This window comes from Mycolicibacterium lacusdiani (genome assembly GCF_021916785.1).
GTDB lineage: Bacteria > Actinomycetota > Actinomycetes > Mycobacteriales > Mycobacteriaceae > Mycobacterium > Mycobacterium lacusdiani.
On sequence record NZ_JAKCFC010000013.1, the window covers coordinates 130,566 to 153,682 of the forward strand.

The window sequence follows — 23,117 nt, forward strand, 5'->3', positions numbered from 1 at the left end:
AGCACTCCTAGTGGGGTCGGTTCGGCGAGTGGAGTTCTGGATGCCGTGCGGCCACCATGCGGCTGAAGCCGTCTCGCCACGGGACCTTCGTGCGCCCCAGGACGGCGTGCATGCGGGTGACGTCCGGCCACAGCGGAGTGTGCGCGCTCGGCGTGTACTCGAATCGCGGTTCCACGCCGACGAGTTCGCCCATGAACGTGCAGTACTCCTCGACGCTGACGGTCTCGCTGCCCGCCCAGTTGACGACGACCGGGGGCGTGTCGGCGACTTCCATCGCGCGGATGCCGAGTTCGACGTAGTCGTCCTCGTAGATCGGGTTGTAGTTGTTGGGTCGGTCGGGGTGCAGCCGAATCGGCTTGCCGGCGAGCATCATCTCGAGGCGATCGGCGGGCGCGCCGCCCTCGGGCCCGTAGGTGGAGCAGATGCGAATGATGGTCAGGGGGATGCGATGCCGGTGGGCGATCCACGTGCAGACCGATTCGCCCGCGACCTTCGAGAAGCTGTAGTTCGACCGGAGCGGCACGCCAGGGGGATCGTCCTCCCGGAGTGGGCGCCGACCCTGATAGCCGTAGATCGAACCGGTCGAGCAGTAGACGAAGCCCTTGGCGCCGCGGCAGTGGTGGAGCAGTTCACCGGAGTTGTGGGCGTTGGTGGTGACGCAGCGGTTCCAGTCGTCGGCGCCCGTGTCGACGGCCGCGTGAAAGACGTAGTCGAAGTCGTCGGGCAGCGTCGAGAGGTCCCCGGTGGCGAGGTCGAGCGGTACCGGCCGAATGCCGGCGGCGGACAGTCTCTCGCGGTCGGCCGGGTCGCGCAGCCTCGCGGCTCCCCAGACGTCGTTGCGTGCGGCCAGCGCGCGGGCGATCGGGAACGCGATCTTGCCTGTGGCGCCGGTGATGAGGATCTTCTCGTCGTCGAGCATCGGCATCAGTTCTATCGCACCCGCCCCGGGGTTGTCGGGTACTTGATACCGTCGCCGCCAAGGGATCGGTCAGGGCGAGGACACCGCGAGTTCGCGCAGCGCAGACAGGAACAGTTCGTCCATCCGGGGGCTCAGGGCGGCGAGGGTCGGGGCCGAGGCGAAGCTGGCCGACCCGAAGACGCGTTCGAGCGCTTCGAGCCCGGTCGACGCGCCGACCGAAAGGCACAGGCATGCCATGCCGTCTGCGCGCAGTTCCTCGAGGGCCTTGTGGGCGTCGGCTTCTGCGTATCGCCCTTCATAATCATCGTCATGGGGATGGCCGTCGGAGAGCACCAGGAGCAACCGATTGGGCGTTCCTGCTTCGTTCTTCAAGATTTCGCCGGCGCCGCGGATGGCGGCGCCGAGCCGGGTGTACCCCGACGCCTGCAGTTGGTCGAGCCGCGCCCGGCCGACGGCGCCGAAGCGTTGTCCGAACGTCTTGATCGTCGGGAGGTGCACGGCGTGCCTGCCCTCGGACCGGAAGGCGTAGACCGCGACGCGGTCGCCCAGTTCCTCGAGCGTGGCGGCCAGGGTGCCTGCGGCGCGCCGCTGATGGTCGTGGACGGTGAGCCCGGAGGCGTCGGTATCGGTCGCCGACCCCGAGGCGTCGAGCAGGATCAGGACGCCGAGGTTGCGGGCGATCTTGCGACGCTCGAGATAGACGTGCTCGGGGGGCGAGTGACCCGAGCGTAGATCGACGAAGAAGTCGGTGAGCGCCTCGACGTCGAGGTCGTCGCCGTCGGCGCGGCCGCGCAGCACCTTCGGTCCGAGACCGACGCGAGAGAGCCGTCGCCGCAGCACGTCGTCGACCGGCACGCCTGCCCCCGGATTGGCAGTGCTGGCGCGCAACGGGAAGTCCAGCACGCGGCACCAGTCGGCCAGGTACCGCTTGCGGTGCACGTCCCACTCGGGATGCAGCGCACCGCCAACCCCGATCGCCGCGCCCGGCCTGCCGTCGTCGGTGAATCGGATCGGCGTGGGCAAGGGTCGTGCGTCCGGCCCGGCTGCGCTGCTCCGGTGCATTGCGCCGCCGCGCAATTCACCACCGGCGGCATCGTCGGCACCGGAGCGCGACGTGCCCATCAGCTTGCGCAGGAACTCCGAGAGTCCCTGCGAGGTGAACGCCGGGGCGGCGAAGAGCTTGAGGATCTTGCTCTCCCGGGCGTCGTCGTCCTCGTCGTCCGCGGCCTCGTCGTCGGGTGTGTCGTCGGGTGTGTTCGAGCCCGCCACCCGCAGGCGCAGGTCGGAGTCGGTGGGCCGGGCGCCGGGCGCGGTGTCGGACGACGTCAGCTGCGCAGGCCTGATCGTCCCGAACCACGCCGGGGGATCGGCGATCGTCGCGCGGCCGCGTGCCACCTTCAGCGAGTCCTGCGGGGTTGCGCTGCGCACTCCGACGTCGACGGTCAGCGCCGCGGCGAGTGCGCTCCGCCCCGCCAATTCGACCAGCGCCCGGCTGCCCTCGACCGCGAGATACCGGCGCGCCAGCGACGGACGTCCGCGCAGCGGCCGCACCAGTCGGCGTTCGAGGCTCCCTGCTGCCAGCAGTGCGCACTGCACCAGGACCTCACGGCGCTGCTCGTCGGCCGGCCGGTCCGACGACACGAACACCGTCGTGCCGTCGGTGTACGCCGACTCGCCGGCGCGGGCCACGGCGACCTCGACCGCGCGGCCGGCGACGTGGGTGGCCAACAGTCGGAAGCGCTCCGGGCCTGAAAGACTCGCGCTCACCGTGCCGGCAGGACGGCGTCGACGAGTTCGCCGAGCGCACGCACGACATCGGGGTCGTCGGAGAGCACCTGGACGACCGCCGACTGCAACGCGCTGCGCAGGCTGAGCCCTTCGGCGACGAGGCCGCCGGCCAGGATCAGCATCCGCGTCGACGAGACCTCACGAAGCGGGGACGCATCGAGATTGCGAATCGCATTGCCGAGAACGACCAGGGCGCGAGCGGTCTCGGTGTCGACACCGGCTTCGTGGGCGACCACCTCGATCTCGGTCGCCGCGGGCGGGAAACCGAGTTCGATCGCGACGAAGCGTTGGCGGGTCGACTCCTTGAGGTTCTTCAGCACGCTCTGGTAGCCGGGGTTGTAGGAGATCACCAGCTGGAATCCGGGTGCCGCGGTGAGCGTGACGCCCAGCCGGTCGACGGGGAGTTCGCGGCGGTGGTCGGCGATGGGGTGGATGACGACCGTGGTGTCCTGCCGGGCCTCCACGATCTCGTCGAGGTAGAAGATGGCACCCTGGCGCACCGCCCTCGTCAACGGGCCGTCGACCCAGACGGTCTCGCCGCCCTTGAGCAGGAAGCGGCCCACCAGATCGGCCGACGTCATGTCCTCGTGGCCGGCGACGCTGATCAATTCGCGACCGAGTTCGTGCGCCATCGCCTCCACGAAGCGGGTCTTGCCGCACCCGGTGGGTCCCTTCAGCAGCACGGGCAGACCGCGGCGGGCCGCGGCACGGAACACGTCGACCTCGTCGCCCACCGCCCGGTAGAACGGCGGAGTCGAGGCCGGCTCTGCCGACGACCGAAAGTCACTCAGCGTCATTGCCGTTGCTGCCCTGAATCGGTACGACGGACGGGATCGTCACGCCTTCTGGCAACACGAGTACGCCGTCGTGATTCACGTACCCCGAGTGCTTGGTCGGCAGTGGCAGATCGGGATTGGGACACGGTCGGTCGGTTCCCTCGCCGCAGATGCCGGGGTTGAAGTACGAACGCTTCTGTACGTCTTCAGGCCAGGGGTCGCCATGCATGCCCAGCCAGGTCGCCGGCACGTTGTAGAAGAGGAAGAAGCACGCGCTGACACCGCCGAAGATCGCCAGGAAGCGCGTGAACTGCTGCTTGGCGACTCCGCCTCGGATGCCGTCGAGGCCACGTTCGACCACGGTGCGTCCACGGTCATCGGTGAAGAAGCGCAGGCAGCACAGCGCCGCCTGGACGCCACCCCACATCAGACCCTCGTAGATCGGCCACTGGTAGTACGTGCCTGCGTTGAACGAAAGGGACTGGATGGCACCGGGGTAGGAGTAGAAGCCGATCGGCAGCATGATCAGCGCCTCCATGACGAAGTCGAAGACGAAGGCGATCGCGTAGGTGACCAGGATCAGTCGCAGATTCGTGATCGACGGCCAACGGTTCTTGATCCTTCGCATGACCCAACACCCGACGATGGTCAGCAGCAGCACGCCGTACATGTAGCCGGGGATGTTGGTCAGCAGCGGTTCGGGCACGGTATGGCCGGGTTCCTCGTATGCCACCCAGCCCGGAATGTGCGGTGCCCAGGACCCTCGGTTCCACAGCCATGCGTTGTACGTGCACCAGGTGCTGTAGTAGTTCAGCATCGGGTCCTGGAACATCATCAGGCCCATCGACACCAGCAGCATGCCGTCGAGCGTGAAGCGCCTCTCCCGCACCCACGGCCGGATGAGGAAGTACCAGAGCGCGAACGGCAGGCCGATCCAGAGCACTATGGCGTTGGCCATCAGCGGGATCTGCATGTACATCGGCGGCTCGGTCGGACCTCCCGCCACCGGCTCGAAGAAGGGTCCGCTGACCCACCGGACGAACACGTAGACGGTGTAGGCCAGGAACAGGGCGCCGACGGCCGCCCAGATCTTGATGGCGTTCGACGATCGAGGTGTCTCGGTGCCGAGCCCTCGCCCGAAACCTGGGGTGCTACTCACCGATTCGGTGATGGCGGACTTCTTCGACGATTCGCTCACTCGTGCCTCCTGGAAACCGCAGCGGACATCTCGTTGTCGAGAAGATACCAGCCGGTATCTGAACATCCAATGGGTTTCTCAGATGCTGTGGCAGACTTTCACCATGGCGGAGCGGTGGACGCGCGAGCGACGGCTCGAGCACACGAGGTCACTGCTGCTCGACGCTGCCGAGGACGTCTTCGCCGAAAAGGGCTTCACCACAGCCACTCTCGATGACATCGCGCACACGGCGGGGTACACCAAGGGTGCCATCTACAAGCACTTCGCCACCAAGGAGGAGTTGTTCCTCGAGGTCAGCGACCGCTACTGGCGCCGCTACTTCGACAATTTCGCCGAGGCGATGTCGACGGCAGACCAGGTCGGTGCGCCCGAACTCGACGAGATCGCCCAGCGGTGGCGCCAGTTGAGCATCGACCGCGGCGCCGAGCACGCCGCGCTCGGCCACGAGTTCACGCTGTACCTGCTGCGCAATCCCGAAGCGCGCCAGCGGGTGGCCGCGAAGCGGTCGGAGGTGGTGGACAAGCTCGCGAAGTTCATCGTGGCGGGTGTCGACCGGCTCGGCGGAACTCTGCTCATCCCGGCGACGACGTTGGCGCAGGTGCTCGTCGCCACCAGCGATTCGGTGGTGCTGGGCAGCCAACTCGACGACGTCGACCTCTTCCGTCCCATCGTCGAGATGTACGTGTCGGCAATCAAGTTGCCGGAATGGCCGCGCGAGGTCCGGCCCGCCGAGTGAGGTGGTCGATCTGCAGGTAGATCGCGTACAGCACCAACGGCGGCAGCACGATGAACGGCACGTTCTCGGCGATGAACTTGAAGCCGAGGCCGTAGGCGCCCTGGCCGATGTTCTCGAAGCCGGCTCCCACTTCCGCAAGGAAGTAGATGGCGGTGCTGCTCATCAGGATCGCGCACCCCACGAAGGCGAACCACAGGCAGCGGATCCGCGCCTCGTCCGACAGGGTGGTCCGGACCAGCCGGGTCCACATCACGAACACCATGGTGCCGGTGAGCACCCCGACGATCTCGAGGGCGAGGATCCACGGATTTCCGCTGACGTACCGGGTGTCGGCCAGTGCGTACTGCCACCACAGCCACTTCCACCCTGGATCGTCGGTGGGCGTCCATAGTCCCAGCGGATGGCCGATGAGGAACATCAGCTCGTAGCCGATCTGGCTGCATGCGGTGTAGGGCAGGTAGAACAGCGTCAGTTCGGCGGCCTTGTCCAGGCGGGTCCGGCGTTCGCCCGGCGCGTTCCACAGCAAGACGAACGGCAGCAGGATCACCGGAATGCCGAACAGCATGTTGGCGATGACGTCCACCGCGAAACTCGGCGGGATGAGGCCGACGCCCACGCCGATCGTCATCCCGACGAACATCAGTGTGGTGAACAGCGCCGTGGCGGTGTAGATCCGCAGCCGGTGCGGCGCCCACGGCTGGGCGAAATTCGTGTCGTGGCCCGAGATCGCGTCGGTGGACAACTCATGCTCCCTTGGTCGCTGGTGCCACGGCGATGGACTTCGTGTCGGTGTAGCCGTCGATTCCCTCGCGGCCGAGTTCGCGGCCGTAGCCACTGCCCTTCACTCCGCCGAACGGGGCGAAGGGGTCCATGGTGTAGCCCTGGTTGACCCCGAACGTTCCGGTGCGCACGCGTGCCGCGACCGCCATGCCGCGGTCGGTGTCGTCGGTGAACACCGACCCCGCCAGGCCGTAGTCGGAGTCGTTGGCGATCGCGACCGCATCGTTCTCGTCGGCGTAGGCGATCACGGTCAACACCGGGCCGAAGATCTCCTCGCGGGCGATGGTCATCTCGTTGTCGGCGCGGTCGAAGATCGTCGGCCGGACGAACCATCCGCGCTCGAGTCCGTCGGGCATGCCGGCACCGCCGGTCACCACGCGAGCGCCCTGCTGCGTGCCCCGTTCGATGTAGTCCGATACGCGTTCTCGTTGCCGGCGGGAGACCAGCGGTCCCACCTGCGTTGCCGCATCGGCAGGGTCGCCGACGCGCAGTGGCGCCACCTCGGCGACGAGTGCATCGACGTACTCTGCCGCCCTGTTCTCGGGAACCAGGATGCGGGTCAACGCATTGCAGATCTGTCCGCTGTTCGACAGGCTCGCCGAGCGGATGCCCGTCGCCACGGCGCCTGGGTCTGCATCGTCGAGCACGATTGCCGCGGACTTTCCGCCGAGTTCGAGGCTGACCCGACGCAGGTCTCGCGCACAGGTCGTGGCCACGGCACGGCCCGCGGCCGTGGAACCGGTGAACGACACCTTGTCGACGCCGGGGTGGCCCACCAGGTATTCGCCCACCGTGCCGTCGCCGGGCAGCACGCTCACCACGCCCGCCGGGAAGTCGGCGTCCGCGAGGAGTTCGGCCAGCAACAGCGCGTCGAGCGGTGCCTCGGGCGCGGGCTTGAGCACCACCGTGCACCCGGCCAGTAGCGCGGGCACGAGCTTGGTGACGATCAAGAACTGGGGCATGTTCCACGGCACGATCGCGGCGACGACGCCGACCGGTTCGTGCAGGACGTGGACGTCGGAGCCGTAGCGGCCGGCCCGGATCTCGCGCCACGGGTGGTCCTCGGCGAGATCGCAGAAGGCGTCCATCATCGACCACGGGAGTGCGACCTGAGCCCGCTGAGCGAAGCTGATCGGAGCGCCGATCTCGGCGCTGATCAGGGCCGCCATCTCGGCGCGCCGGTCACCGTAGGACTTGGCCAGCCGACGCACCGCGGCGATGCGTTCTGCCGGTTCCGTGCGCGGCCACGGGCCGTCGTCGAACGCCGTCCTGGCCGCCGCCACCGCGAGGTCGACGTCGGCGGGCGCGGCGGTCGCCACGCTCGCGATCGTCTCCTCGGTATGCGGTGAGATGACCTCGATGCGCCGGTCGCTGCTCGGAGCGCGCCACTGGCCGCCGATGAAGAGTTCGTCGTGCCGCACGGCGGCGCCTCCTCGATGCCTTGATCGTCGAATATCAACTACTTGCGATTGATGTGGGCAGCATATACCGTCGACGTGAACGACCCTTGCGATTTCGTGAAAAGGCAGCTGCGCGTGGTCGTTTGCGCGTGACGGCCGACCAGCGGGCTTCGCGAGGGGTGCGGCACGGCGCGAGTGCACTTACCAGGAGGCGATCATGGCCCGATTCCCGAAGCCGCCCGAGGGCAGCTGGACGGAGCACTATCCCGATCTGGGTACCGGTCCGGTGTCCTACGAGGACTCGATCGACCCGGAGTTCTTCGAGGTGGAACGCAAGGCGGTGTTCAAGCGCGCCTGGCTGAACGTCGGTCGGGTGGAGCAGCTTCCGCGCAAGGGCAGCTACTTCACCAAGGAGATGAAGGTCGTCAACACGTCGATCATCGTCGTGCGCACGACGTCCGGCGAGCGCAGCGACGGGGAAATCGGCACCGGTGAGGTGAAGGCGTACCACAACATCTGCCGGCACCGTGGCAACAAACTGGTGTGGAACGACATGCCGCTGGAGGAGACCAGCGGGGTGTGCAGGCAGTTCACCTGCAAGTACCACGCGTGGCGCTACGACCTCGACGGCAACCTGACCTTCGTGCAGCAGGAGGGTGAGTTCTTCGATCTCGACAAGAGCCGTTACGGGCTGGTCGACGTGCACTGCGAGGTGTGGGAGGGCTTCGTCTTCGTCAACTTCGCAGCCGAACCCGAGCAGACGCTGCACGACTTCCTCGGCCCGATGATCACCAACCTGGCCGGCTACCCCTTCGGCCGGATGACCTCGCGGTTCCACTACCGCTCCGAGGTCAAGGCCAATTGGAAGCTCTACATGGACGCGTTCCAGGAGTTCTATCACGCACCCGTGCTGCATGCGAACCAGTCGCCGACCGCCTACTCGAAGGCCGCCGCGGAGGCCGGTTTCGAGGCGCCGCACTACCGCATCGAAGGTCCGCACCGACTGGTGAGCACCTCGGGGGTGCGGGCGTGGGAGATGGCCGACGAGATGCGCAAGCCGATCGAGGACATCTGTCAGAGCGGTCTCTTCGGCCCGTGGGACGCTCAGGATCTCGGCGAGATGCCGGTCGGACTCAATCCCGCGAAGTGCGATCCCTGGGGCCTCGACTCGTTCCAGCTGTTCCCGAACTTCGTCATCCTGTTCTGGGGACAGGGGTGGTACCTGACCTATCACTACTGGCCACTGACCCACAACACCCACCTGTTCGAGGGCACGGTGTACTTCCCCGAACCCCGCACGCCGCGTGAGCGCATCGCCCAGGAGCTGGCCGCGGTGTCGTTCAAGGAATACGGGCTGCAGGATGCGAACACCCTGGAAGCGACCCAGAGCATGATCGAGTCGCGCGTACTCGACGACTTCGTGCTGTGCGATCAGGAAGTCCTGATTCGCCACCTGCACAAGGAGACTGCCGCGTGGGTCGAGGACTACCTGCGCAAGCAGGAGGTGACGGTCCCGTGACCGCGGCGCACGCGACCGCACGCGAGCCCATGCTGCCGCCCGAGTTCGCCGATCTCGAGCCGTTCGCCGCCGACTGGTGCCTGGGCTCCGAGCGCGAGCGGTACGCCAAGCGGTTGGGCAGCACCATGCGTGACATGCAGGCGTTCTACGACGCGATCACGGCGCGGGCGGAGGAGGCGATCGCGTTCTGCGACAAGTTCCCCCTCGACGATCTGCCCGAGGACGTCCTCAGTCTCATGCACCTGCTCTACTCGATGATCATGGTCTCGTTCCCGGTGGAGTGCTGGAAGCAGCCGCGGGTTCCCGATTCCGGTGCCACGACTCTGGACTGCGACGTCGAGCCGGTGCCGTGACCGATCCCGCCGCGGATGTGACCGTTCTGCGGGCGGCCCGATGGGCCGACGTCGAGGCGGGGGTGGTGCGCACGCCGGCCGTCCTGGTGATCGACGGCAATCGCATCCAGGCCGTGAATCCGGCCGTCGTGCCGGAGAAGCCGAAGCACGACATCGATCTCGGCGACGTCACGCTGCTGCCCGGGCTGATGGACATGGAACTCAACCTGCTGATCGGCGGTCCGGGCGGTCCAGAGGGTCTGCCCAGTCCCATGCACGGCGTGCAGGACGATCCGGCGTACCGGACCCTGCGCGGTGCGGTCAACGCCCGCACGACGCTCGAAGCCGGGTTCACGACGGTTCGCAACCTGGGGCTGATGGTCAAGACCGGGGGATACCTGCTCGACGTGGCATTGCAACGCGCGATCGAGCAGGGCTGGCACGCGGGTCCGCGGATCTTTCCGGCCGGTCACGCGGTGACGCCGTACGGCGGCCACCTGGACCCGACGGTGTTTCAGCGCCTGGCGCCGGGCATCATGCCGCTGTCGGTCGCCGAGGGCATCGCCAACGGGGTCGACGAGGTCCGGGCGTGCGTGCGCTACCAGATCAGGCACGGAGCCAAGCTGATCAAGGTGTCGGCGTCGGGTGGCGTCATGTCGCACAGCACCGCCCCTGGTGCGCAACAGTATTCGGACGACGAGTTCGCGGCGATCGCCGACGAGGCGCACCGTGCCGGCGTGCGCGTCGCCGCGCACGCGGTGGGGGACAGTGCCATCCGTGCCTGCATCAAGGCGGGCATCGACTGCATCGAGCACGGCTTCCTCGCCACGGACGACACCATCCAGATGATGGTCGACCACGGCACCTTCCTGGTGTCCACGACCTATCTCACCGAGGCGATGGCAATCGACCGGATCGCGCCCGAACTGCGCAGGAAGGCCGAAGTGGTCTTCCCGCAGGCGCAAGCCATGCTGCCCAAGGCGATCGCAGCCGGCGTCCGCATCGCCTGCGGCACGGATGCACCCGCGGTGCCGCACGGCCAGAACGCCAAGGAGCTGCGGGCCCTGGTGGCCCGCGGCATGACGCCGATGCAGGCGTTGCGAGCGGCAACGATCACGAGTGCCGAACTCATCGACTCCGACGACGAACTGGGCCGGCTGGCGCCGGGGTACCTGGCGGACGTCATTGCGGTCCCGGGGGATCCGTCGCAGGACATCGCGAGCACTCTCGACGTCCGCTTCGTGATGAAGGACGGCGTCGTTCACGAGGGTGGGCGGGATGGCGTCGGCGGCGGCTAACGTCTAGGCATGAAGGCGCGCGACGTGGCTGGCATCGAACTCACCGACAACATCCTGTGGTTGCTCAAGCAGGCGTTCTACTTCTCGCTGACGTCGGTCAACGAGGCCGTGAGCGATCACGGCGTCAGTACCGCCCAGATCGGCGTGCTGCGCCAACTGTCGAACGAACCCGGTCTGTCGGGTGCCGAACTGGCGCGCCGCCTGCTCATCAGCCCCCAGGGCGTGCAACTCGCGCTGACCGCGTTGGAGAAGCGCGGCCTCGTGCAGCGCAAGAAGGATCCCCAGCACGGCCGCATCCTGCAGGCCTTCCTGACCGACAGGGGCCGGGAGATCGCCGCGGCCGTCGTGCACGACGCGATAGCCGCGCACGACAAGGTGTTTGGCGTTCTGAGCAGCGCCGAGCAGCGCACGCTACGCGAGCTGCTCGGGCGCGTGGTCGAGCAGGGCACCGGGCACGAGCTGTACGCCGACCACGTCGCCGACTGATCCCGCGAACATCCGACGATGGCAAGTACTTGATGTCAATGACAAGTACTTGATATTGTCGTCGGGATGACCGACGCCGATGGATTCACGCCGCTCCGCATCAAGCGGGTCGTGCGCGAGACCTCCGATGCCGTATCGCTGGTACTCGACGTCCCCGGGCCGAGCGAAGATCGTTTCCACTATCAGGCTGGCCAGTTCCTCACCGTCCGGGTAGACGTCGACGGCAGCAGTCACCGCCGGTGCTACTCGATGTCATCGGCGCCGATCGAGGCCGAGTTGCGCATCACGGTCAAGCGTGACTCCGCCGGGGTCGTCTCCAACTGGCTCAACGACTCCGCCGCCGCAGGCGACGAGCTGCTCGCCGCGCCCCCGGAGGGCCGGTTCGTCCTCACGCCCGGCGCGCCGACCGACGCTGACCTGGTCGCGTTCGCCGGCGGCAGTGGCATCACGCCGATCATGTCGTTGATCCGTACCGCCCTGGCGGATTCCGAGCGACGCGTGCAGCTGTTCTACGCCAACCGAAGCCGAGAATCGGTCATCTTCTCGGAAGCACTGGCGAAGCTCGCCACCGAGCATCCGGGTCACCTGCTGCTGCGGCACCACTTCGACGACGACAGCGGCGTGGTGACGGGGTCGGCGATCGAAGCGTTCGTCTCAGAGTCCCGAGGAGCGGACTGCTACGTGTGCGGACCCGCGCCGTTCATGGACACGGTCGAGTCGGCCCTCGCCGCGGCGGGTGTCCCCAAGTCCCGGGTGCACCTCGAGCGCTTCACGGTGTCCGCCGTGCCTCCCGGGGTGACCGACGACGAGCCAGAGACCGCATTGACCGAGCAGGTCGTGATCGACCTCGATCGAAAGACGACCACGGCGACCTACCGGCGCGGCGAGACGCTGCTGCAGACCGCGCGGATGGCAGGGTTGCGCGCCCCGGCGTCGTGCGAGACCGGTTCGTGTGGCACCTGCATGGCGCGCGTCGTCGCCGGTACCGCCCGCATGTTGAACAACGACGCCCTCGACGACGACGAGGTGGAGGAGGGCTGGGTGCTGACGTGTCAGTCACTGCCCACCAGCCGCACGGTCCACGTGGTCTACGACTAGGAAGCAGAGGTGCGCGAGCATGACTGAACAGACGTCTGGCGGCCGGGTCGCCGTGGTGACCGGCGGCGCGTCCGGCATGGGTGAGGCCACGTGCCACGAGCTGGGCCGCCGCGGACACCGGGTGGCCGTGCTCGACCTCGATGGCGAAGCGGCGCAACGAGTCAGTGAGGACCTGCGCGCCGAGGGCGTAGCGGCACTCGGCGTCGCGGCCGACGTCTCCGACCGCGCGGCCGTCGACGAGGCATTCGCCAAGGTGCGCAACGAACTCGGGCCGGTGCACATCCTGGTCACCAGCGCAGGCCTGGTCGACTTCTCGCCGTTCCTCGAGATCACGCCGCAGTCCTGGCAGCGGCTCGTCGACGTCAACCTCACCGGCACGTTCCACTGCGCCCAGGTCGCCGTGCCCGACATGCTCGAGGCAGGCTGGGGTCGCATCGTCATGATCTCGTCGTCGAGTGCGCAGCGGGGTTCACCGGGCATGGCGCACTACGCCGCGTCCAAGGGTGCGCTGCTGTCGCTCACCCGGTCGCTCGCCAGAGAGTACGGCGCAGCGGGAATCACGGTGAACAACATCCCGCCGTCGGGCATCGAGACCCCCATGCAGCGCCAGTCCCAGGCGACCGGCCACCTCCCGTCCAACGAACAGATGGCCGCCAGCATCCCGATCGGCCGGCTCGGCTCCGGCGACGACATCGCGGCCGCGGTGGGATTCCTGTGCTCAGAAGAGGCCGGCTTCATCACCGGCCAGACGCTCGGCGTCAACGGTGGAGCGGTGATGTGAACGACGATCGACGGCAGGGAGATTCGCATGGCTAAGTGGCCGAAGCCCGCGGAGGGCAGTTGGACCGAGCACTACCCGGAACTGGGCACCGGACCCGTGTCGTTCCGCGACTCGATCTCGCCGGAGTTCTACGAACTCGAGCGCGAAGCCGTCTTCAAGCACGCCTGGCTCAACGTCGCACGGGTGGAGGAACTTCCGCGGGCCGGGAGCTACCTGACCAAGGAGATCGACGCGGCACGGGCGTCGGTCGTCGTCGTGCGCGGCCGCGACCAGCAGATCCGTGCCTTCTACAACGTCTGCCGCCACCGCGGCAACAAGCTGGTGTGGAACGATTACCCCGCCGAGGAAGTCAAGGGCACGTGCCGCCAGTTCACGTGCAAGTACCACGGCTGGCGCTACGGCCTCGACGGCGAGCTGACGTTCGTTCAGCAGCCGGGTGAGTTCTTCGGTCTCGACGAGAAGCAGTACGGGCTGCGGCCCGTGCAGTGCGACGTCTGGAACGGATTCGTCTTCATCAACTTCGACCCCGAACCCCGCCAGACACTGCGCGAGTTCCTGGGGCCGATGATCACTGCGCTGGACGACTATCCGTTCGAGCTGATGACCGAGCGGTACGACTTCGTCGCGCACAACAATAGCAACTGGAAGATCTTCGCCGACGCCTTCCAGGAGTACTACCACGTGCCGTCGCTGCACAGTCAGCAGGTCCCGACCGAGGTCCGCCAGCCGAACGCGACGTTCGAGTGCGGGCACTTCCAGATCGACGGACCACACCGCCTGGTGTCCACGGCAGGCGCCCGCCGGTGGCTGCTCGCTCCGGAGTACATGTACCCGGTCGAAAGGGCTACGCGCAGTGGGCTGGTGGGGCCGTGGCGGGCGCCCGAGACACACATGTCGGCGGGCCTCAATCCCGGTGGGATCGAACCATGGGGGATCACGAACTTCCAGATCTTCCCCAACCTGGAGATCCTGATCTACCACGGCTGGTACCTGCTGTACCGATACTGGCCGACGTCGCACAACACCCACAGATTCGAGGCCTACAACGCCTTCCATCCGGCGCGGACCGTGCGCGAACGCGTCGAGCACGAGGTGGCGTCGGTGGTGCTCAAGGAGTTCGCGCTGCAGGACGCGGGCATGCTGGGCGGCACCCAGGCGGCGCTCGAATACGGCCTGGACGAGCCGATCGTGGACGAGTATCCGCTCAACGACCAGGAGGTCCTGGTCCGGCACCTGCACAAGGTGACCGTCGACTGGGTCGAGGCCCATCAGGCCCAGCGCCGGCCGGTGGAGGTGTGACCGTGGTCGAGCAACGCCTGCCCAGTGCCTTCGCCGAATACGAGCGCTTCGCCGAGAAGTGGTGCTTGGCAACCGAACCCGAGCGCTGGGAGACGCGGCTGTCATCGCCGATGTCCGACCTGCACGACTTCTACGACGCGTTCACTCCTCGGTTCGAGGAGGCCATCGACTACTGCGACAAGCATCCCCTCGACGACATCCCCGACGACGCTCTCAACCTCCTGCATCTCGTCTACTCGATGATCATGGTGTCGATGGCCATCGAGGTCTTCGGCACGCAGAAGCCCGCCGACTCCGCCGACGCCGTCATCGACCGCGTCAGCGCGCCCGTGCCTTGACCCCAATGACATTCGCGAAAGGACGGGCATGAGCCTGCTGACGATCAACAAGCTGACCGACACCGTCGGCGCCGAGGTGACCGGCGTCGACTCCGACCGACTTGCCAGTGACGACCTCCTGGCCGATGCCGTGCTCGAGGCGCTGGAGGACAACGGCGTCCTGGTGTTTCCACGCCTGCGCCTGGAACCCGAGGCGCAGGTGACGTTCTGCCGTCGCCTCGGCGCCATCGACCACTCCTCCGACGGGCACCATCCGGTGCCGGGGATCTATCCGGTGACGCTGGACAAGTCGAAGAACTCGTCGGCTGCCTATCTGCGCGCCACCTTCGACTGGCACATCGACGGGTGCACCCCGTTGCACGACGAATGTCCGCAGAAGGCCACGGTGTTGTCCGCCAAGCAGGTGGCCGCACGTGGTGGTGAAACCGAATTCGCGAATTCCTACGCCGCCTACGACGCGTTCAGCGACGCGGAGAAGGAACGGTTTGGCGCGCTTCGCGTCGTGCACTCGCTGGAGGCGTCACAACGCAGGGTCAACCCCGACCCGTCGGCCGAGGAGGTGGCGCGCTGGCGTTCCCGTCCCACCCACGAGCATCCGCTGGTGTGGACCCACCGCAGTGGCCGCAAGTCGCTGGTACTCGGTGCGTCGGCCGATCACGTGGTCGGGATGGAGCCCGACGAAGGTCGCGCTCTGCTCGCCGAACTGCTCGAGAGGGCGACCCGTCCCGAACTCGTCTACAGCCACGGCTGGTCGGTGGGCGACACCGTCATCTGGGACAACAACGGCGTCCTGCACCGCGCTGCCCGATACGATCCGGATTCGCCGCGAGAGATGCTGCGCACGACGGTCCTCGGCAACGAACCCATCCAGTAGATGACCGGTCCCCGCATCACGCCGCTGCCGCCGGAGGAGTGGGACGACGGCGTACGCGACGCGTTGGGTCCGCTGCTGCCCCCCGACCGCGCCAACCCGCGCGACGCCGGTTCGTTGCTCGCGACGCTGCTGCGCCACCGCCCGCTGACCGAGGCGTACCTGCACTTCAACGCTCACCTGCTGCTCCGGTCGACGTTGTCGCCACGGGTGCGGGAGGTGGCGATCTTGCGCGCCGCCATACACCGCGACTCGGAATACCTGTGGACGCACCACGTTCCGCTCGCCGGGCGGGCCGGACTGACCGACGCGGACATCGCGGTGATCCGTACCGGAGGGGGAGCCTCGCTCGGTGACGAGGACCTGTTGGTCGTGGCCGCCGCCGACGAGCTCGACGCCCGTAGCACGCTGTCGGACGCGACGTGGTCGGCGTTGAGCGAGCACTTCACCGAAGCGCAGCGGATGGACCTGGTGTTCACCGTCGGCGCCTACCACCTGCTGGCGATGGCGGTGAACTCGTTCGGCCTGGGCGGGGACGACCACTGACCCGCCGTGATTGACGATGCGGTGCGGGTGTGAAAATCTGATACGCAATATTGAGAATAGCGTTCTCGCGTTGGGCATCATCGAAACGGAGCGGAATATGGCGGAAGACCTCACCGCGGTCGACTTCTTTAGGGACAGTCGGCTGACGGACGACCCGTACACGTTCTACGAGGCCTTGCGCAACAAGTGTCCGGTCAGCAAGGAAGAGCACTACGGCGTCACGATGATCACGGGTTGGCAGGAGGCCGTCGACGTCTACAACGACTCCGACACCTTCTCGTCGTGCATCTCGGTGACGGGCCCGTTCCCGGGCTTCCCGATCTCGTTGGAGGGCAGGGAAGACGGCGACATCACCGACCTGATCGTCGAGCATCGCGACGAGATCCCGTTCAGCGACCAGCTGCCCACCCTGGACCCGCCGACCCACACCAACCACCGCGCCCTGCTCATGCGGCTGATCACGCCGAAGCGCCTCAAGGAGAACGAGGACGCGATGTGGGGTCTCGCAGACGACATCCTCGACGACTTCCTGGCGCCGGGTGAAGGCGAGTTCATCAAGGGCTTCGCGGGCCCCTTCACGCTGCGGATCATCGCCGACCTCCTCGGCGTGCCCGAAGAGGACCGCGCGGACCTCCTGGAGCGGCTCGCCCGCGGCACGCACGGCAGCGCGGTGGGCAATGCCGAGAAGACGATGAACAAGACGCCGCTGGAGCATCTCTACGAGGTGTTCGCCACCTACGTCGAGGAGCGTCGGGCGCAACCGCGCGAGGACGTGCTGACCGGTCTGGCGACGGCGACGTTCCCCGATGGGACGATGCCGGAGGTGGCAGACGTCGTCCGCGTGGCGACCAACGTCTTCTCGGCCGGCCAAGAGACGACGGTGCGCCTGCTCAGCACCGCCCTGAAGGTGCTCGGCGACAATCCCGACATCCAGGCCAAGCTGCGAGCGGATCGCACACTCATGCCGAACTTCATCGAGGAGTGCTTGCGCATCGAGAGCCCCGTCAAGGGCGACTTCCGGCTGTCGCGGGTCCCGACGACCGTGGGCGACCAGGCACTCAAGGCGGGCTGCACCGTGATGGTGATCAACGGTGCCGCCAACCGCGATCCGCGCCGATTCGAGGACCCCGACACGTTCGATCCGGAGCGCAAGAACGCCAGGCAGCACCTGGCCTTCGGCCGTGGGATCCACAGCTGCCCCGGAGCGCCGCTCGCCCGCGCCGAAACCAGGGTGGGGTTGGAACGACTACTCGACCGGACGACCGACATCCGCATCTCGGAGAGCAAGCACGGGCCGGTCGGCGACCGGCGCTACCAGTACATCCCGACCTACATCCTGCGCGGGCTCACCGAACTGCACCTGGAGTTCGACCTGCGATGAAGGTGGTCGTCGACGAGGACCGCTGTGCCGGCCACGGCATGTGCCTCACGCTGTGCCCGGAGGTCTTCGACATGACCGACGACGGGTGGGCCGTCGCGAATCCCGGGGACGTCCCCACGGAATTCGAGACCGCCGCCCGCGAGGCCATCGAGAACTGCCCCGAACGCGCGATCAGCGAATCGTAGTAAAACCGCTCCGAGACAAGGGAATCGACCATGCCCAAGGGCTACGTGATCATCACCGAAGACATCAAGGACCCGGCAGGCATGGCCGAATACGGCAAGCTGGCCAGCCAGACCATGGCCAATGCCACGGTGCTGGCGTTCGGCCCGCCCGCCGAGACGCTCGAGGGGCAGTGGCACGGGACGCAGACCGTCCTGCTCGAGTTCGAGTCGGTCGAGGCCGCCAAGGAGTGGTACTACTCCGACGCCTACCAGGAGGCGCTGAAGCTCCGCCAGGCCGCGGCCGACAGCAACGGGGTCATCGTCTCCGGCTTCTAGGTCTTCTCGCCGAAATGACGTTCCCTGTCGTTGAGCTGGCGAGTTAGCGACGCTGTCTGCCGCCTCGGCGTAAGGCCCAGGCCTGCGCGACCCGACGCAGGACGTCATTCGGGCGATCGCCAGCGATGACCTTGACGTGGTGCCAGCCGCGGTCCTGCACCTTGCGCAACCGCGTGACGTCCCAGGTCCACTGGGCACGGTCGGTGCGATGCTGTTCGCCGTCGTACTCCACCGCGATCATCAAATCGTCGTCGTCCCAGCCCATGTCGAGGTAGGCGAAGGCACGACCCGCATCGTCGAAGACCGGGATTTGCGTCTTCGGCCGCGGGTACCCGGCGTCGATCAGCAGCAGGCGCAGCCACGTCTCCTTGGGAGATTGCGAGCCTGCGTCCATCAGGTCGACGGCGGTTCGTAGTCGTCGGATGCCGCGGGCACCCTTGTAGCGGTCGATCAGCGGCGCGATGTGCGCGGCCGAGATCCGCTGAGCGCGAGCCAATGCGTCGAGGTGCGCGACCGCCACGTCTCGAGGAAGGTGCCGGCCCAGGTCGTAGGCGGCGCGCTGTGGAGTAGCGACCGCCATGCCGTCGATCTCCATCACGTCGTCGTACAGGAAGTGCTCGTCACGCGTGATGATGCCTACAGGCGGGTGGTGGTTGACGGCCAGCAGGTCGATTGGGGTGTCGTCGGCGACCCATCTCGAGCCATAGAGAGCGGCGGCGGCACGACCGGTCACCACTCCCGTGCGCCGCGACCACAGCCACGCGCCGACGGTATTGGTGTACAACGACGGCGCAGCGATCTTTGGTGTGTAGACATCCGGGAAGAGCGCGCGGTACCGCCAACGCAGCTGCCCGGGAGTTACCTCGTTGCGGGCGAGCGCTTCGCTGCCCAGGAAAACGGTTGACATGCTGGCAGCGTCACGCCGGCCTCCGACAGCGCAGGCCCCTCGCCGAGCCGGAAGCGGCGGTTGTCAACAGGCTGACGTAGCGACAGGGAACGTCAGTTCGGCGGAAAAGTCAGGTCACTTGTCGCGGATGGCGATGGCCTGGCGCGGGCACTGCCGCACTGACTCCTTGATCTGCTGCTCGTTCTCCGGCGTCACCTCGTCGGTGTGCACGTGCAGGTAATCCTCGTCGTCGAGTTCGAAGACCTCCGGGATGATGCCCATGCATATCCCGTTGCTCTCGCAGAGCCCGAAGTCGACCTCGATCTTCTGAGCCATGGTCACCTCAGCACCTTGACCGGAACGTGGTGATACCCGGCGACGTTCTGCATGTTCACCCGCTGCAGGCCGTCGAAGTCGACCTCGTAGCGCGGCATGAACTCGAGCAGGTACTCAAGCGCGATCGCGGTCTCCATGCGCGCCAGCGCCGCACCGAGGCAGCTGTGGATGCCGTAGCCCAGCCCCAGGTTCTGCGCCTGCGTGCGGTCGCGGTCGATGTCGAAGCTGTCGCCGTCGACGAACGCCCGCGGATCGCGGTTGGCTGCGGCACCCATCAGGAAGACGGGCTTGTGCGCCGGGATCGTGCCGCACGGCAACTCGACGTCCTTGACGCTGTAGCGGACGTTGTACTGCACCGGTCCGACGTAGCGCAGCAGTTCCTCGACGGCGGCGGGAATCTTGCTGCGGTCGTCGAGCAGCTTCTGCCACTGCTCGGGGTGCCGGGCGAACTCCACCACCGCGCTGCCGACGAGCTTGGTGACGGTCTCGGCGCCCGCGCCACCCAGCAGCGTGGTGAACCCGGTGATCTCGATGTCGTCGAGCTTGCGCAGGCCGCCATTCTCGTCGGGGATCTCTGCGGCGATGAGGCGACTGATCATGTCGTCCTGCGGGTTCTGCCGACGCTCCTGGACCAGGCCGTAGTAGTAGACACCCGAGTCGATGTTGGCCTGCATGTTCTGCTCGTCCATGTCGATCTGACCCGGCTTGCGGTGCAGGCTGGTGTCGATCCAGTGCCGGACCTGCTGGCGGAAGTCCTCCGGCACGCCCGCCATCCGCGTGATGACCTCGACGGGGAACGGCCCCGAGAAGTCCTGCACGACGTCGAAGTGTTCCGGGTCGGCCTTCGCCAGGTACTGCTCGACCAGTTCGACGACCGTGTCGCGCTGGGATTGGATGGCCCGCGGCGTGAACGCCTTGTTGAGCAGGCTGCGCATGTGCCTGTGGTCGGGCGGGTCCATGAAGATGATCGACTTCTGCGGCACCTCGCCGGAGCGGACCATGCTCAGATCGCAGCCGCGGGCCGAGGAGAACGACTCGTGGTCCTTGAACGCGGCGGCGACGTCCTCGTGCCGGGTCAGCGCGTAGAAGTCCTCGTCCTCGTCGTAGTACAGGGGAGCTTCGTCCCGCATCCGCGCATAGATCTCGTAGGGGTTGTCGAAGTACTCCTGCGCGAACGGGTGGAATACGAGTCTGGGCTTGGTCACTGCGTCCTCCTGGGCACTGGGAACAGGGCCGCATACGTTACGGAAGGCTGGAAGATTGTAACGCCTACAGTATGCGACATCCAGTCTCGAAAATCAGCCGAATCGCCCAACCGGGTGCGTCGGCTTCAGCGCCGCACGCCCGCGTCCACCACCGCGTCGATCACGCCGAGGTCGGCACCGAGATCGGCCACCGTGCGCCGCACGACGTCGACGTCCTTGCCGATGAATTCGCCCACCGCCGAGATGAATGCGTCGGCCGACCCCGCCGAGGCGATCATGCCGAGCACGCGACTGGCAGAACTGCCGTGGGTCAGCGCCCGAAGCAGCGGTCCCTCGTCGATGCCGAGGCGGGTGCCGAGCCTGGTGGCCTCGGCGACGAGCCCGATCTGGGCGGCGAACAGGGTGTTGTTGATCAGCTTGACGAGCTGCCCGCTGCCCGTCGGCCCGGCGTGCAGGATCGGGTCGCCGTAGGCGCCGAGCACCGGGCGGACCCGCTCCAGGGCATCGTTGGCGGCACCCACGAACAGCGTGACCCGACCCGCGGCGATGTCGTGTGGGCCGCCGCTCACCGGAGCGTCGACCACGTCGACGTGACCGAACTTCGCGGCGATGTCCCGCACCGTCGTCGGGCTGCCCGTCGTGTGCACCACCAGCGTCGATCCGGGGCGCATGCCCGCGACGACGTTACCGGCGAGGCACAGTTCGCGCACCTGGTCGTCGGTGAACACGCACACCACGACGACGTCGTAGGCACCGGCAGTCAGACCGGCGACCGGGTCGGCGCCGAGTTCGGCCACCGCGGCGCGCTTGTCGTCGGTGCGGCCGACGGCGTCGACGTCGTGCCCGGCGTCGACGAGTCGGCGCACCATGGGCGCGCCCATCCGCCCGGCACCGAGGAAGCCGACCTTGCTCATCAGCATCGTCTCTTCTTCGCGCAAGCGCTCATCAGCGCGGGTGGTGCATCGACTCGAGCGCCGTGTCCGCCGCCGTGAACACCGAACCCTGCGTCGCGGACGCGTCGTCGGCCAGCGCCGCTGCGTGCCGAACGTCCTTCTGCAGCAACGCACCCGCGATCGGTGCCAGACCCTCGAGCGTGCCGCCGAACATCGAGATGCTGTTGACGGCCTTGCTCGTCGCGGAGCCACGCGCCAGCACCTCGCACAGCTTGTCCCGCGGGACGCCGAGCGACTCACCCAGTTCCAGCGTGCTCACGGCACTGCCGAGATTGGCGCTGAACAACAAGTTGTTGAGGATCTTGGTGACCTGCCCGCTGCCCAGCGGACCGAGGTGGACGATGGGGTCGGCAAAGGTCGCGAACACCGGCCTCACCCGCTCCACGTCGGCATCTTCGCCGCCGACCATCACCAGCAGCGTGCCCTCAGACGCTGCCGGCGAGCCACCGCTGACGGGTGCGTCGACGACCGAAACGCCATGTTCTGCAGCGGTCTTCGCGATCTCACGGCAGGTGTCGGGATGAACGGTGCTGTGGATGGCGATGACGCCGCCGGGCTGCATGCCCGCCAGCACACCCGATTCGCCGTCGAGCACCTGCCGGACGTCGTCGTCGCCGACGACGCACAGGCACACCAGGTCGCTCGCCGCGCCGAGTTCGGCCGGTGTCGCGGCCACCTTCGCCGAGGTGTCGGCATAGGGCTCCACCGATGCGGGCCGTCGCGCCCACAAGGTGAGTTCGTAACCGCCCTCGACGATTCGGCGCGCCATCGGCGCCCCCTGGCTACCCAGCCCGATGAATCCGACCCGCATCAACCCGCCTCCACCTTCGTCGCCGCTACGTCAGCACCATCGGTCAGGCAGTCCGCCACGAACGACAGCACCCGAGCGTGATACTCGCCGGCCGTGTGGCCGACGCTGAGATTGTGTCCGCTGCCCGGCACGAGGTTGACGCGCACCGCGGGCGCCGCCGTGAACAGCGCCGCCACCGCACCGATCGCTTCGGTGTCCGACTCCCACACCGCCTCGTGCTCGGCCACGCTGAACTCGACCGGAACACCGACGCGCGCAGCCAATTCCGAGAAGTCCCGCCGAGCCCAGTGCGCCGTCACCTCCGACTCGTAACTCACGCCCGGCGCCGACAACGAGCCGGTCAGCACTTCCGGGGGATACAGGTCGGTCGGCTGCCACAGCAGGTCCCGCAGCCCGGACGGCCGTGACGTCACGGTGGCGTCCTTGATGATCTCGAGGGCCGCGGGGTGGTACCGCAGACCGGTGCCGGCCAGTTCGACGCCGACGACGTCGCCGCCGCGCTCGTCGACCGTCATGCGCAGCGCGAGTTCGCATCCCGCCGAGTGGGCGAACAGGAACAGCCCGGCGCCGCGGGAGTCGTCGGCGAGGATCCTGTCGACGGCGCCGTAGGCCAGTGCCGTGCGGCGGTTCGGATCGGCCATCGCGTCGGCGTACAGCGCCGACGCGCCGTAGCCCGGCCGGTCCAGCGCGATCGTCGTGAAGCCGCGTTCCGCGGCGGTCCTCAGCAGTGACAGCTCGGGATGCCCCGGGCAGTCGAAGTACGTCGACGACGTCGCACCGCCGTGCACGGCGACGATCACCGCGCGCGGGTCCGCGGCACGGGCCACCAGGCCCGACATCGGCACGCCGTCGACCATGACGACACGGGGCGTCGGCGCCG

The 23,117-nt window shown here is 67.5% G+C and carries 26 protein-coding genes; 14 read left to right on the forward strand and 12 right to left on the reverse strand.

Annotated elements, in window-relative coordinates; translation table 11 throughout:
- Nucleotides 1-7: 7 nt before the first annotated feature.
- The 4 genes from LOK44_RS27810 to LOK44_RS27825 form a co-directional block, all read right to left on the reverse strand.
- Nucleotides 8-919 (reverse strand): NAD-dependent epimerase/dehydratase family protein, encoded by a 912-nt coding sequence (locus LOK44_RS27810; protein ID WP_237573359.1) that lies wholly within the window; start codon nucleotides 917-919, stop codon nucleotides 8-10.
- Between the two features lie 69 nt (nucleotides 920-988).
- Nucleotides 989-2,647 (reverse strand): nitric oxide reductase activation protein NorD, encoded by a 1,659-nt coding sequence (locus LOK44_RS27815; RefSeq protein ID WP_237573307.1) that lies wholly within the window; start codon nucleotides 2,645-2,647, stop codon nucleotides 989-991.
- Between the two features lie 35 nt (nucleotides 2,648-2,682).
- Complete coding sequence (locus LOK44_RS27820) at nucleotides 2,683-3,504, reverse strand: CbbQ/NirQ/NorQ/GpvN family protein (RefSeq protein WP_237573308.1); 822 nt, start codon at nucleotides 3,502-3,504, stop codon at nucleotides 2,683-2,685.
- Nucleotides 3,491-4,681, reverse strand: coding sequence for a spirocyclase AveC family protein (locus LOK44_RS27825; protein ID WP_237573309.1), 1,191 nt, complete (start codon nucleotides 4,679-4,681; stop codon nucleotides 3,491-3,493). Before LOK44_RS27825 ends, LOK44_RS27820 begins: the two co-directional genes overlap by 14 nt.
- A 103-nt stretch (nucleotides 4,682-4,784) precedes the next feature.
- Here LOK44_RS27825 and LOK44_RS27830 point away from each other — a divergent pair, with 103 nt between their 5' ends.
- Nucleotides 4,785-5,417, forward strand: coding sequence for a TetR/AcrR family transcriptional regulator (locus LOK44_RS27830; protein WP_237573360.1), 633 nt, complete (start codon nucleotides 4,785-4,787; stop codon nucleotides 5,415-5,417).
- On the opposite strand, the gene LOK44_RS27835 is transcribed toward LOK44_RS27830, so the two are convergent.
- Together LOK44_RS27835 and LOK44_RS27840 are read right to left on the reverse strand one after the other, a co-directional pair.
- Nucleotides 5,374-6,159: an emopamil-binding protein gene (locus LOK44_RS27835; RefSeq protein ID WP_237573310.1), complete on the reverse strand. Its 786-nt coding sequence runs from the start codon at nucleotides 6,157-6,159 to the stop codon at nucleotides 5,374-5,376. The two genes, LOK44_RS27830 and LOK44_RS27835, sit on opposite strands and share 44 nt — an antisense overlap.
- A 1-nt stretch (nucleotide 6,160) precedes the next feature.
- A complete protein-coding gene (locus LOK44_RS27840; protein ID WP_237573311.1) occupies nucleotides 6,161-7,618 on the reverse strand; it encodes an aldehyde dehydrogenase in 1,458 nt (485 codons plus the stop codon).
- A 196-nt stretch (nucleotides 7,619-7,814) separates the two neighbouring features.
- On the opposite strand from LOK44_RS27840, the gene LOK44_RS27845 reads away from it, so the two are divergent.
- The 13 genes from LOK44_RS27845 to LOK44_RS27905 all read left to right on the forward strand — a co-directional run bounded on the left by LOK44_RS27845 (nucleotide 7,815) and on the right by LOK44_RS27905 (nucleotide 18,046).
- Nucleotides 7,815-9,116 carry an aromatic ring-hydroxylating oxygenase subunit alpha gene (locus LOK44_RS27845; protein ID WP_237573312.1) on the forward strand — a complete coding sequence of 434 codons (1,302 nt, stop codon included), beginning with the start codon at nucleotides 7,815-7,817 and terminating at the stop codon, nucleotides 9,114-9,116.
- A gap of 29 nt (nucleotides 9,117-9,145) precedes the next feature.
- Complete coding sequence (locus LOK44_RS27850) at nucleotides 9,146-9,469, forward strand: hypothetical protein (protein WP_237573361.1); 324 nt, start codon at nucleotides 9,146-9,148, stop codon at nucleotides 9,467-9,469.
- On the forward strand, nucleotides 9,466-10,746 hold the full coding sequence (locus LOK44_RS27855) for a metal-dependent hydrolase family protein (RefSeq protein ID WP_237573313.1): 1,281 nt from the start codon (nucleotides 9,466-9,468) through the stop codon (nucleotides 10,744-10,746). The genes LOK44_RS27850 and LOK44_RS27855 overlap by 4 nt, the downstream gene beginning before the upstream one ends.
- A 33-nt stretch (nucleotides 10,747-10,779) precedes the next feature.
- Nucleotides 10,780-11,232, forward strand: a complete 453-nt coding sequence (locus LOK44_RS27860) for a MarR family winged helix-turn-helix transcriptional regulator (RefSeq protein ID WP_237573362.1) — start codon at nucleotides 10,780-10,782, stop codon at nucleotides 11,230-11,232.
- A gap of 66 nt (nucleotides 11,233-11,298) precedes the next feature.
- Nucleotides 11,299-12,330 (forward strand): ferredoxin--NADP reductase, encoded by a 1,032-nt coding sequence (locus LOK44_RS27865; RefSeq protein WP_237573314.1) that lies wholly within the window; start codon nucleotides 11,299-11,301, stop codon nucleotides 12,328-12,330.
- Nucleotides 12,331-12,349: 19 nt separating this feature from the next.
- Nucleotides 12,350-13,111: an SDR family NAD(P)-dependent oxidoreductase gene (locus tag LOK44_RS27870; RefSeq protein ID WP_237573315.1), complete on the forward strand. Its 762-nt coding sequence runs from the start codon at nucleotides 12,350-12,352 to the stop codon at nucleotides 13,109-13,111.
- A 27-nt stretch (nucleotides 13,112-13,138) separates the two neighbouring features.
- Nucleotides 13,139-14,410, forward strand: a complete 1,272-nt coding sequence (locus LOK44_RS27875; protein WP_237573316.1) for an aromatic ring-hydroxylating oxygenase subunit alpha — start codon at nucleotides 13,139-13,141, stop codon at nucleotides 14,408-14,410.
- A 2-nt stretch (nucleotides 14,411-14,412) separates the two neighbouring features.
- Entirely contained in the window at nucleotides 14,413-14,748 is a 336-nt protein-coding gene (locus tag LOK44_RS27880) for a hypothetical protein (RefSeq protein WP_237573317.1), read from the forward strand.
- Between the two features lie 28 nt (nucleotides 14,749-14,776).
- Nucleotides 14,777-15,622 carry a TauD/TfdA dioxygenase family protein gene (locus tag LOK44_RS27885; RefSeq protein WP_237573318.1) on the forward strand — a complete coding sequence of 282 codons (846 nt, stop codon included), beginning with the start codon at nucleotides 14,777-14,779 and terminating at the stop codon, nucleotides 15,620-15,622.
- A complete protein-coding gene (locus LOK44_RS27890) occupies nucleotides 15,623-16,165 on the forward strand; it encodes a carboxymuconolactone decarboxylase family protein (protein ID WP_237573319.1) in 543 nt (180 codons plus the stop codon). It begins immediately after the preceding gene.
- 97 nt (nucleotides 16,166-16,262) lie between these two features.
- Nucleotides 16,263-17,546, forward strand: coding sequence for a cytochrome P450 (locus LOK44_RS27895; RefSeq protein ID WP_237573320.1), 1,284 nt, complete (start codon nucleotides 16,263-16,265; stop codon nucleotides 17,544-17,546).
- Nucleotides 17,543-17,731 (forward strand): ferredoxin, encoded by a 189-nt coding sequence (locus tag LOK44_RS27900; RefSeq protein ID WP_237573321.1) that lies wholly within the window; start codon nucleotides 17,543-17,545, stop codon nucleotides 17,729-17,731. Before LOK44_RS27895 ends, LOK44_RS27900 begins: the two co-directional genes overlap by 4 nt.
- A 30-nt stretch (nucleotides 17,732-17,761) precedes the next feature.
- Entirely contained in the window at nucleotides 17,762-18,046 is a 285-nt protein-coding gene (locus LOK44_RS27905) for a DUF1330 domain-containing protein (protein WP_237573322.1), read from the forward strand.
- A 43-nt stretch (nucleotides 18,047-18,089) separates the two neighbouring features.
- Here the strand turns inward: LOK44_RS27905 and LOK44_RS27910 are convergent, their stop codons facing one another.
- From LOK44_RS27910 to LOK44_RS27935, 6 genes are all read right to left on the reverse strand, one after another.
- Nucleotides 18,090-18,953 (reverse strand): putative endonuclease domain-containing protein, encoded by an 864-nt coding sequence (locus tag LOK44_RS27910; RefSeq protein WP_237573323.1) that lies wholly within the window; start codon nucleotides 18,951-18,953, stop codon nucleotides 18,090-18,092.
- Between the two features lie 114 nt (nucleotides 18,954-19,067).
- The gene (locus LOK44_RS27915) at nucleotides 19,068-19,268 is read right to left on the reverse strand and encodes a ferredoxin (RefSeq protein ID WP_237573324.1); all 201 of its coding nucleotides are present in this window, start codon (nucleotides 19,266-19,268) and stop codon (nucleotides 19,068-19,070) included.
- 2 nt (nucleotides 19,269-19,270) lie between these two features.
- Complete coding sequence (locus LOK44_RS27920; RefSeq protein WP_237573325.1) at nucleotides 19,271-20,473, reverse strand: cytochrome P450; 1,203 nt, start codon at nucleotides 20,471-20,473, stop codon at nucleotides 19,271-19,273.
- A gap of 125 nt (nucleotides 20,474-20,598) precedes the next feature.
- Nucleotides 20,599-21,387: an NAD(P)-dependent oxidoreductase gene (locus tag LOK44_RS27925; protein WP_237573326.1), complete on the reverse strand. Its 789-nt coding sequence runs from the start codon at nucleotides 21,385-21,387 to the stop codon at nucleotides 20,599-20,601.
- 31 nt (nucleotides 21,388-21,418) lie between these two features.
- The gene (locus tag LOK44_RS27930; RefSeq protein ID WP_237573327.1) at nucleotides 21,419-22,237 is read right to left on the reverse strand and encodes an NAD(P)-dependent oxidoreductase; all 819 of its coding nucleotides are present in this window, start codon (nucleotides 22,235-22,237) and stop codon (nucleotides 21,419-21,421) included.
- Nucleotides 22,237-23,094 (reverse strand): alpha/beta hydrolase, encoded by an 858-nt coding sequence (locus LOK44_RS27935; protein ID WP_237573363.1) that lies wholly within the window; start codon nucleotides 23,092-23,094, stop codon nucleotides 22,237-22,239. The genes LOK44_RS27930 and LOK44_RS27935 overlap by 1 nt, the downstream gene beginning before the upstream one ends.
- Nucleotides 23,095-23,117: the final 23 nt, after the last annotated feature.

Coding starts and splice junctions, on each gene's coding strand:
- LOK44_RS27910 (WP_237573323.1), bottom strand. CDS start 18,953: ATGTCAACCGTTTTCCTGGGCAGCGAAGCGCTCGCCCGCAACGAGGTA.
- LOK44_RS27905 (WP_237573322.1), top strand. CDS start 17,762: ATGCCCAAGGGCTACGTGATCATCACCGAAGACATCAAGGACCCGGCA.
- LOK44_RS27865 (WP_237573314.1), top strand. CDS start 11,299: ATGACCGACGCCGATGGATTCACGCCGCTCCGCATCAAGCGGGTCGTG.
- LOK44_RS27930 (WP_237573327.1), bottom strand. CDS start 22,237: ATGCGGGTCGGATTCATCGGGCTGGGTAGCCAGGGGGCGCCGATGGCG.
- LOK44_RS27885 (WP_237573318.1), top strand. CDS start 14,777: ATGAGCCTGCTGACGATCAACAAGCTGACCGACACCGTCGGCGCCGAG.
- LOK44_RS27850 (WP_237573361.1), top strand. CDS start 9,146: ATGCTGCCGCCCGAGTTCGCCGATCTCGAGCCGTTCGCCGCCGACTGG.
- LOK44_RS27915 (WP_237573324.1), bottom strand. CDS start 19,268: ATGGCTCAGAAGATCGAGGTCGACTTCGGGCTCTGCGAGAGCAACGGG.
- LOK44_RS27870 (WP_237573315.1), top strand. CDS start 12,350: ATGACTGAACAGACGTCTGGCGGCCGGGTCGCCGTGGTGACCGGCGGC.
- LOK44_RS27935 (WP_237573363.1), bottom strand. CDS start 23,094: ATGGTCGACGGCGTGCCGATGTCGGGCCTGGTGGCCCGTGCCGCGGAC.
- LOK44_RS27830 (WP_237573360.1), top strand. CDS start 4,785: ATGGCGGAGCGGTGGACGCGCGAGCGACGGCTCGAGCACACGAGGTCA.
- LOK44_RS27810 (WP_237573359.1), bottom strand. CDS start 919: ATGCTCGACGACGAGAAGATCCTCATCACCGGCGCCACAGGCAAGATC.
- LOK44_RS27890 (WP_237573319.1), top strand. CDS start 15,623: ATGACCGGTCCCCGCATCACGCCGCTGCCGCCGGAGGAGTGGGACGAC.
- LOK44_RS27875 (WP_237573316.1), top strand. CDS start 13,139: ATGGCTAAGTGGCCGAAGCCCGCGGAGGGCAGTTGGACCGAGCACTAC.
- LOK44_RS27900 (WP_237573321.1), top strand. CDS start 17,543: ATGAAGGTGGTCGTCGACGAGGACCGCTGTGCCGGCCACGGCATGTGC.
- LOK44_RS27845 (WP_237573312.1), top strand. CDS start 7,815: ATGGCCCGATTCCCGAAGCCGCCCGAGGGCAGCTGGACGGAGCACTAT.
- LOK44_RS27925 (WP_237573326.1), bottom strand. CDS start 21,387: ATGAGCAAGGTCGGCTTCCTCGGTGCCGGGCGGATGGGCGCGCCCATG.
- LOK44_RS27820 (WP_237573308.1), bottom strand. CDS start 3,504: ATGACGCTGAGTGACTTTCGGTCGTCGGCAGAGCCGGCCTCGACTCCG.
- LOK44_RS27895 (WP_237573320.1), top strand. CDS start 16,263: ATGGCGGAAGACCTCACCGCGGTCGACTTCTTTAGGGACAGTCGGCTG.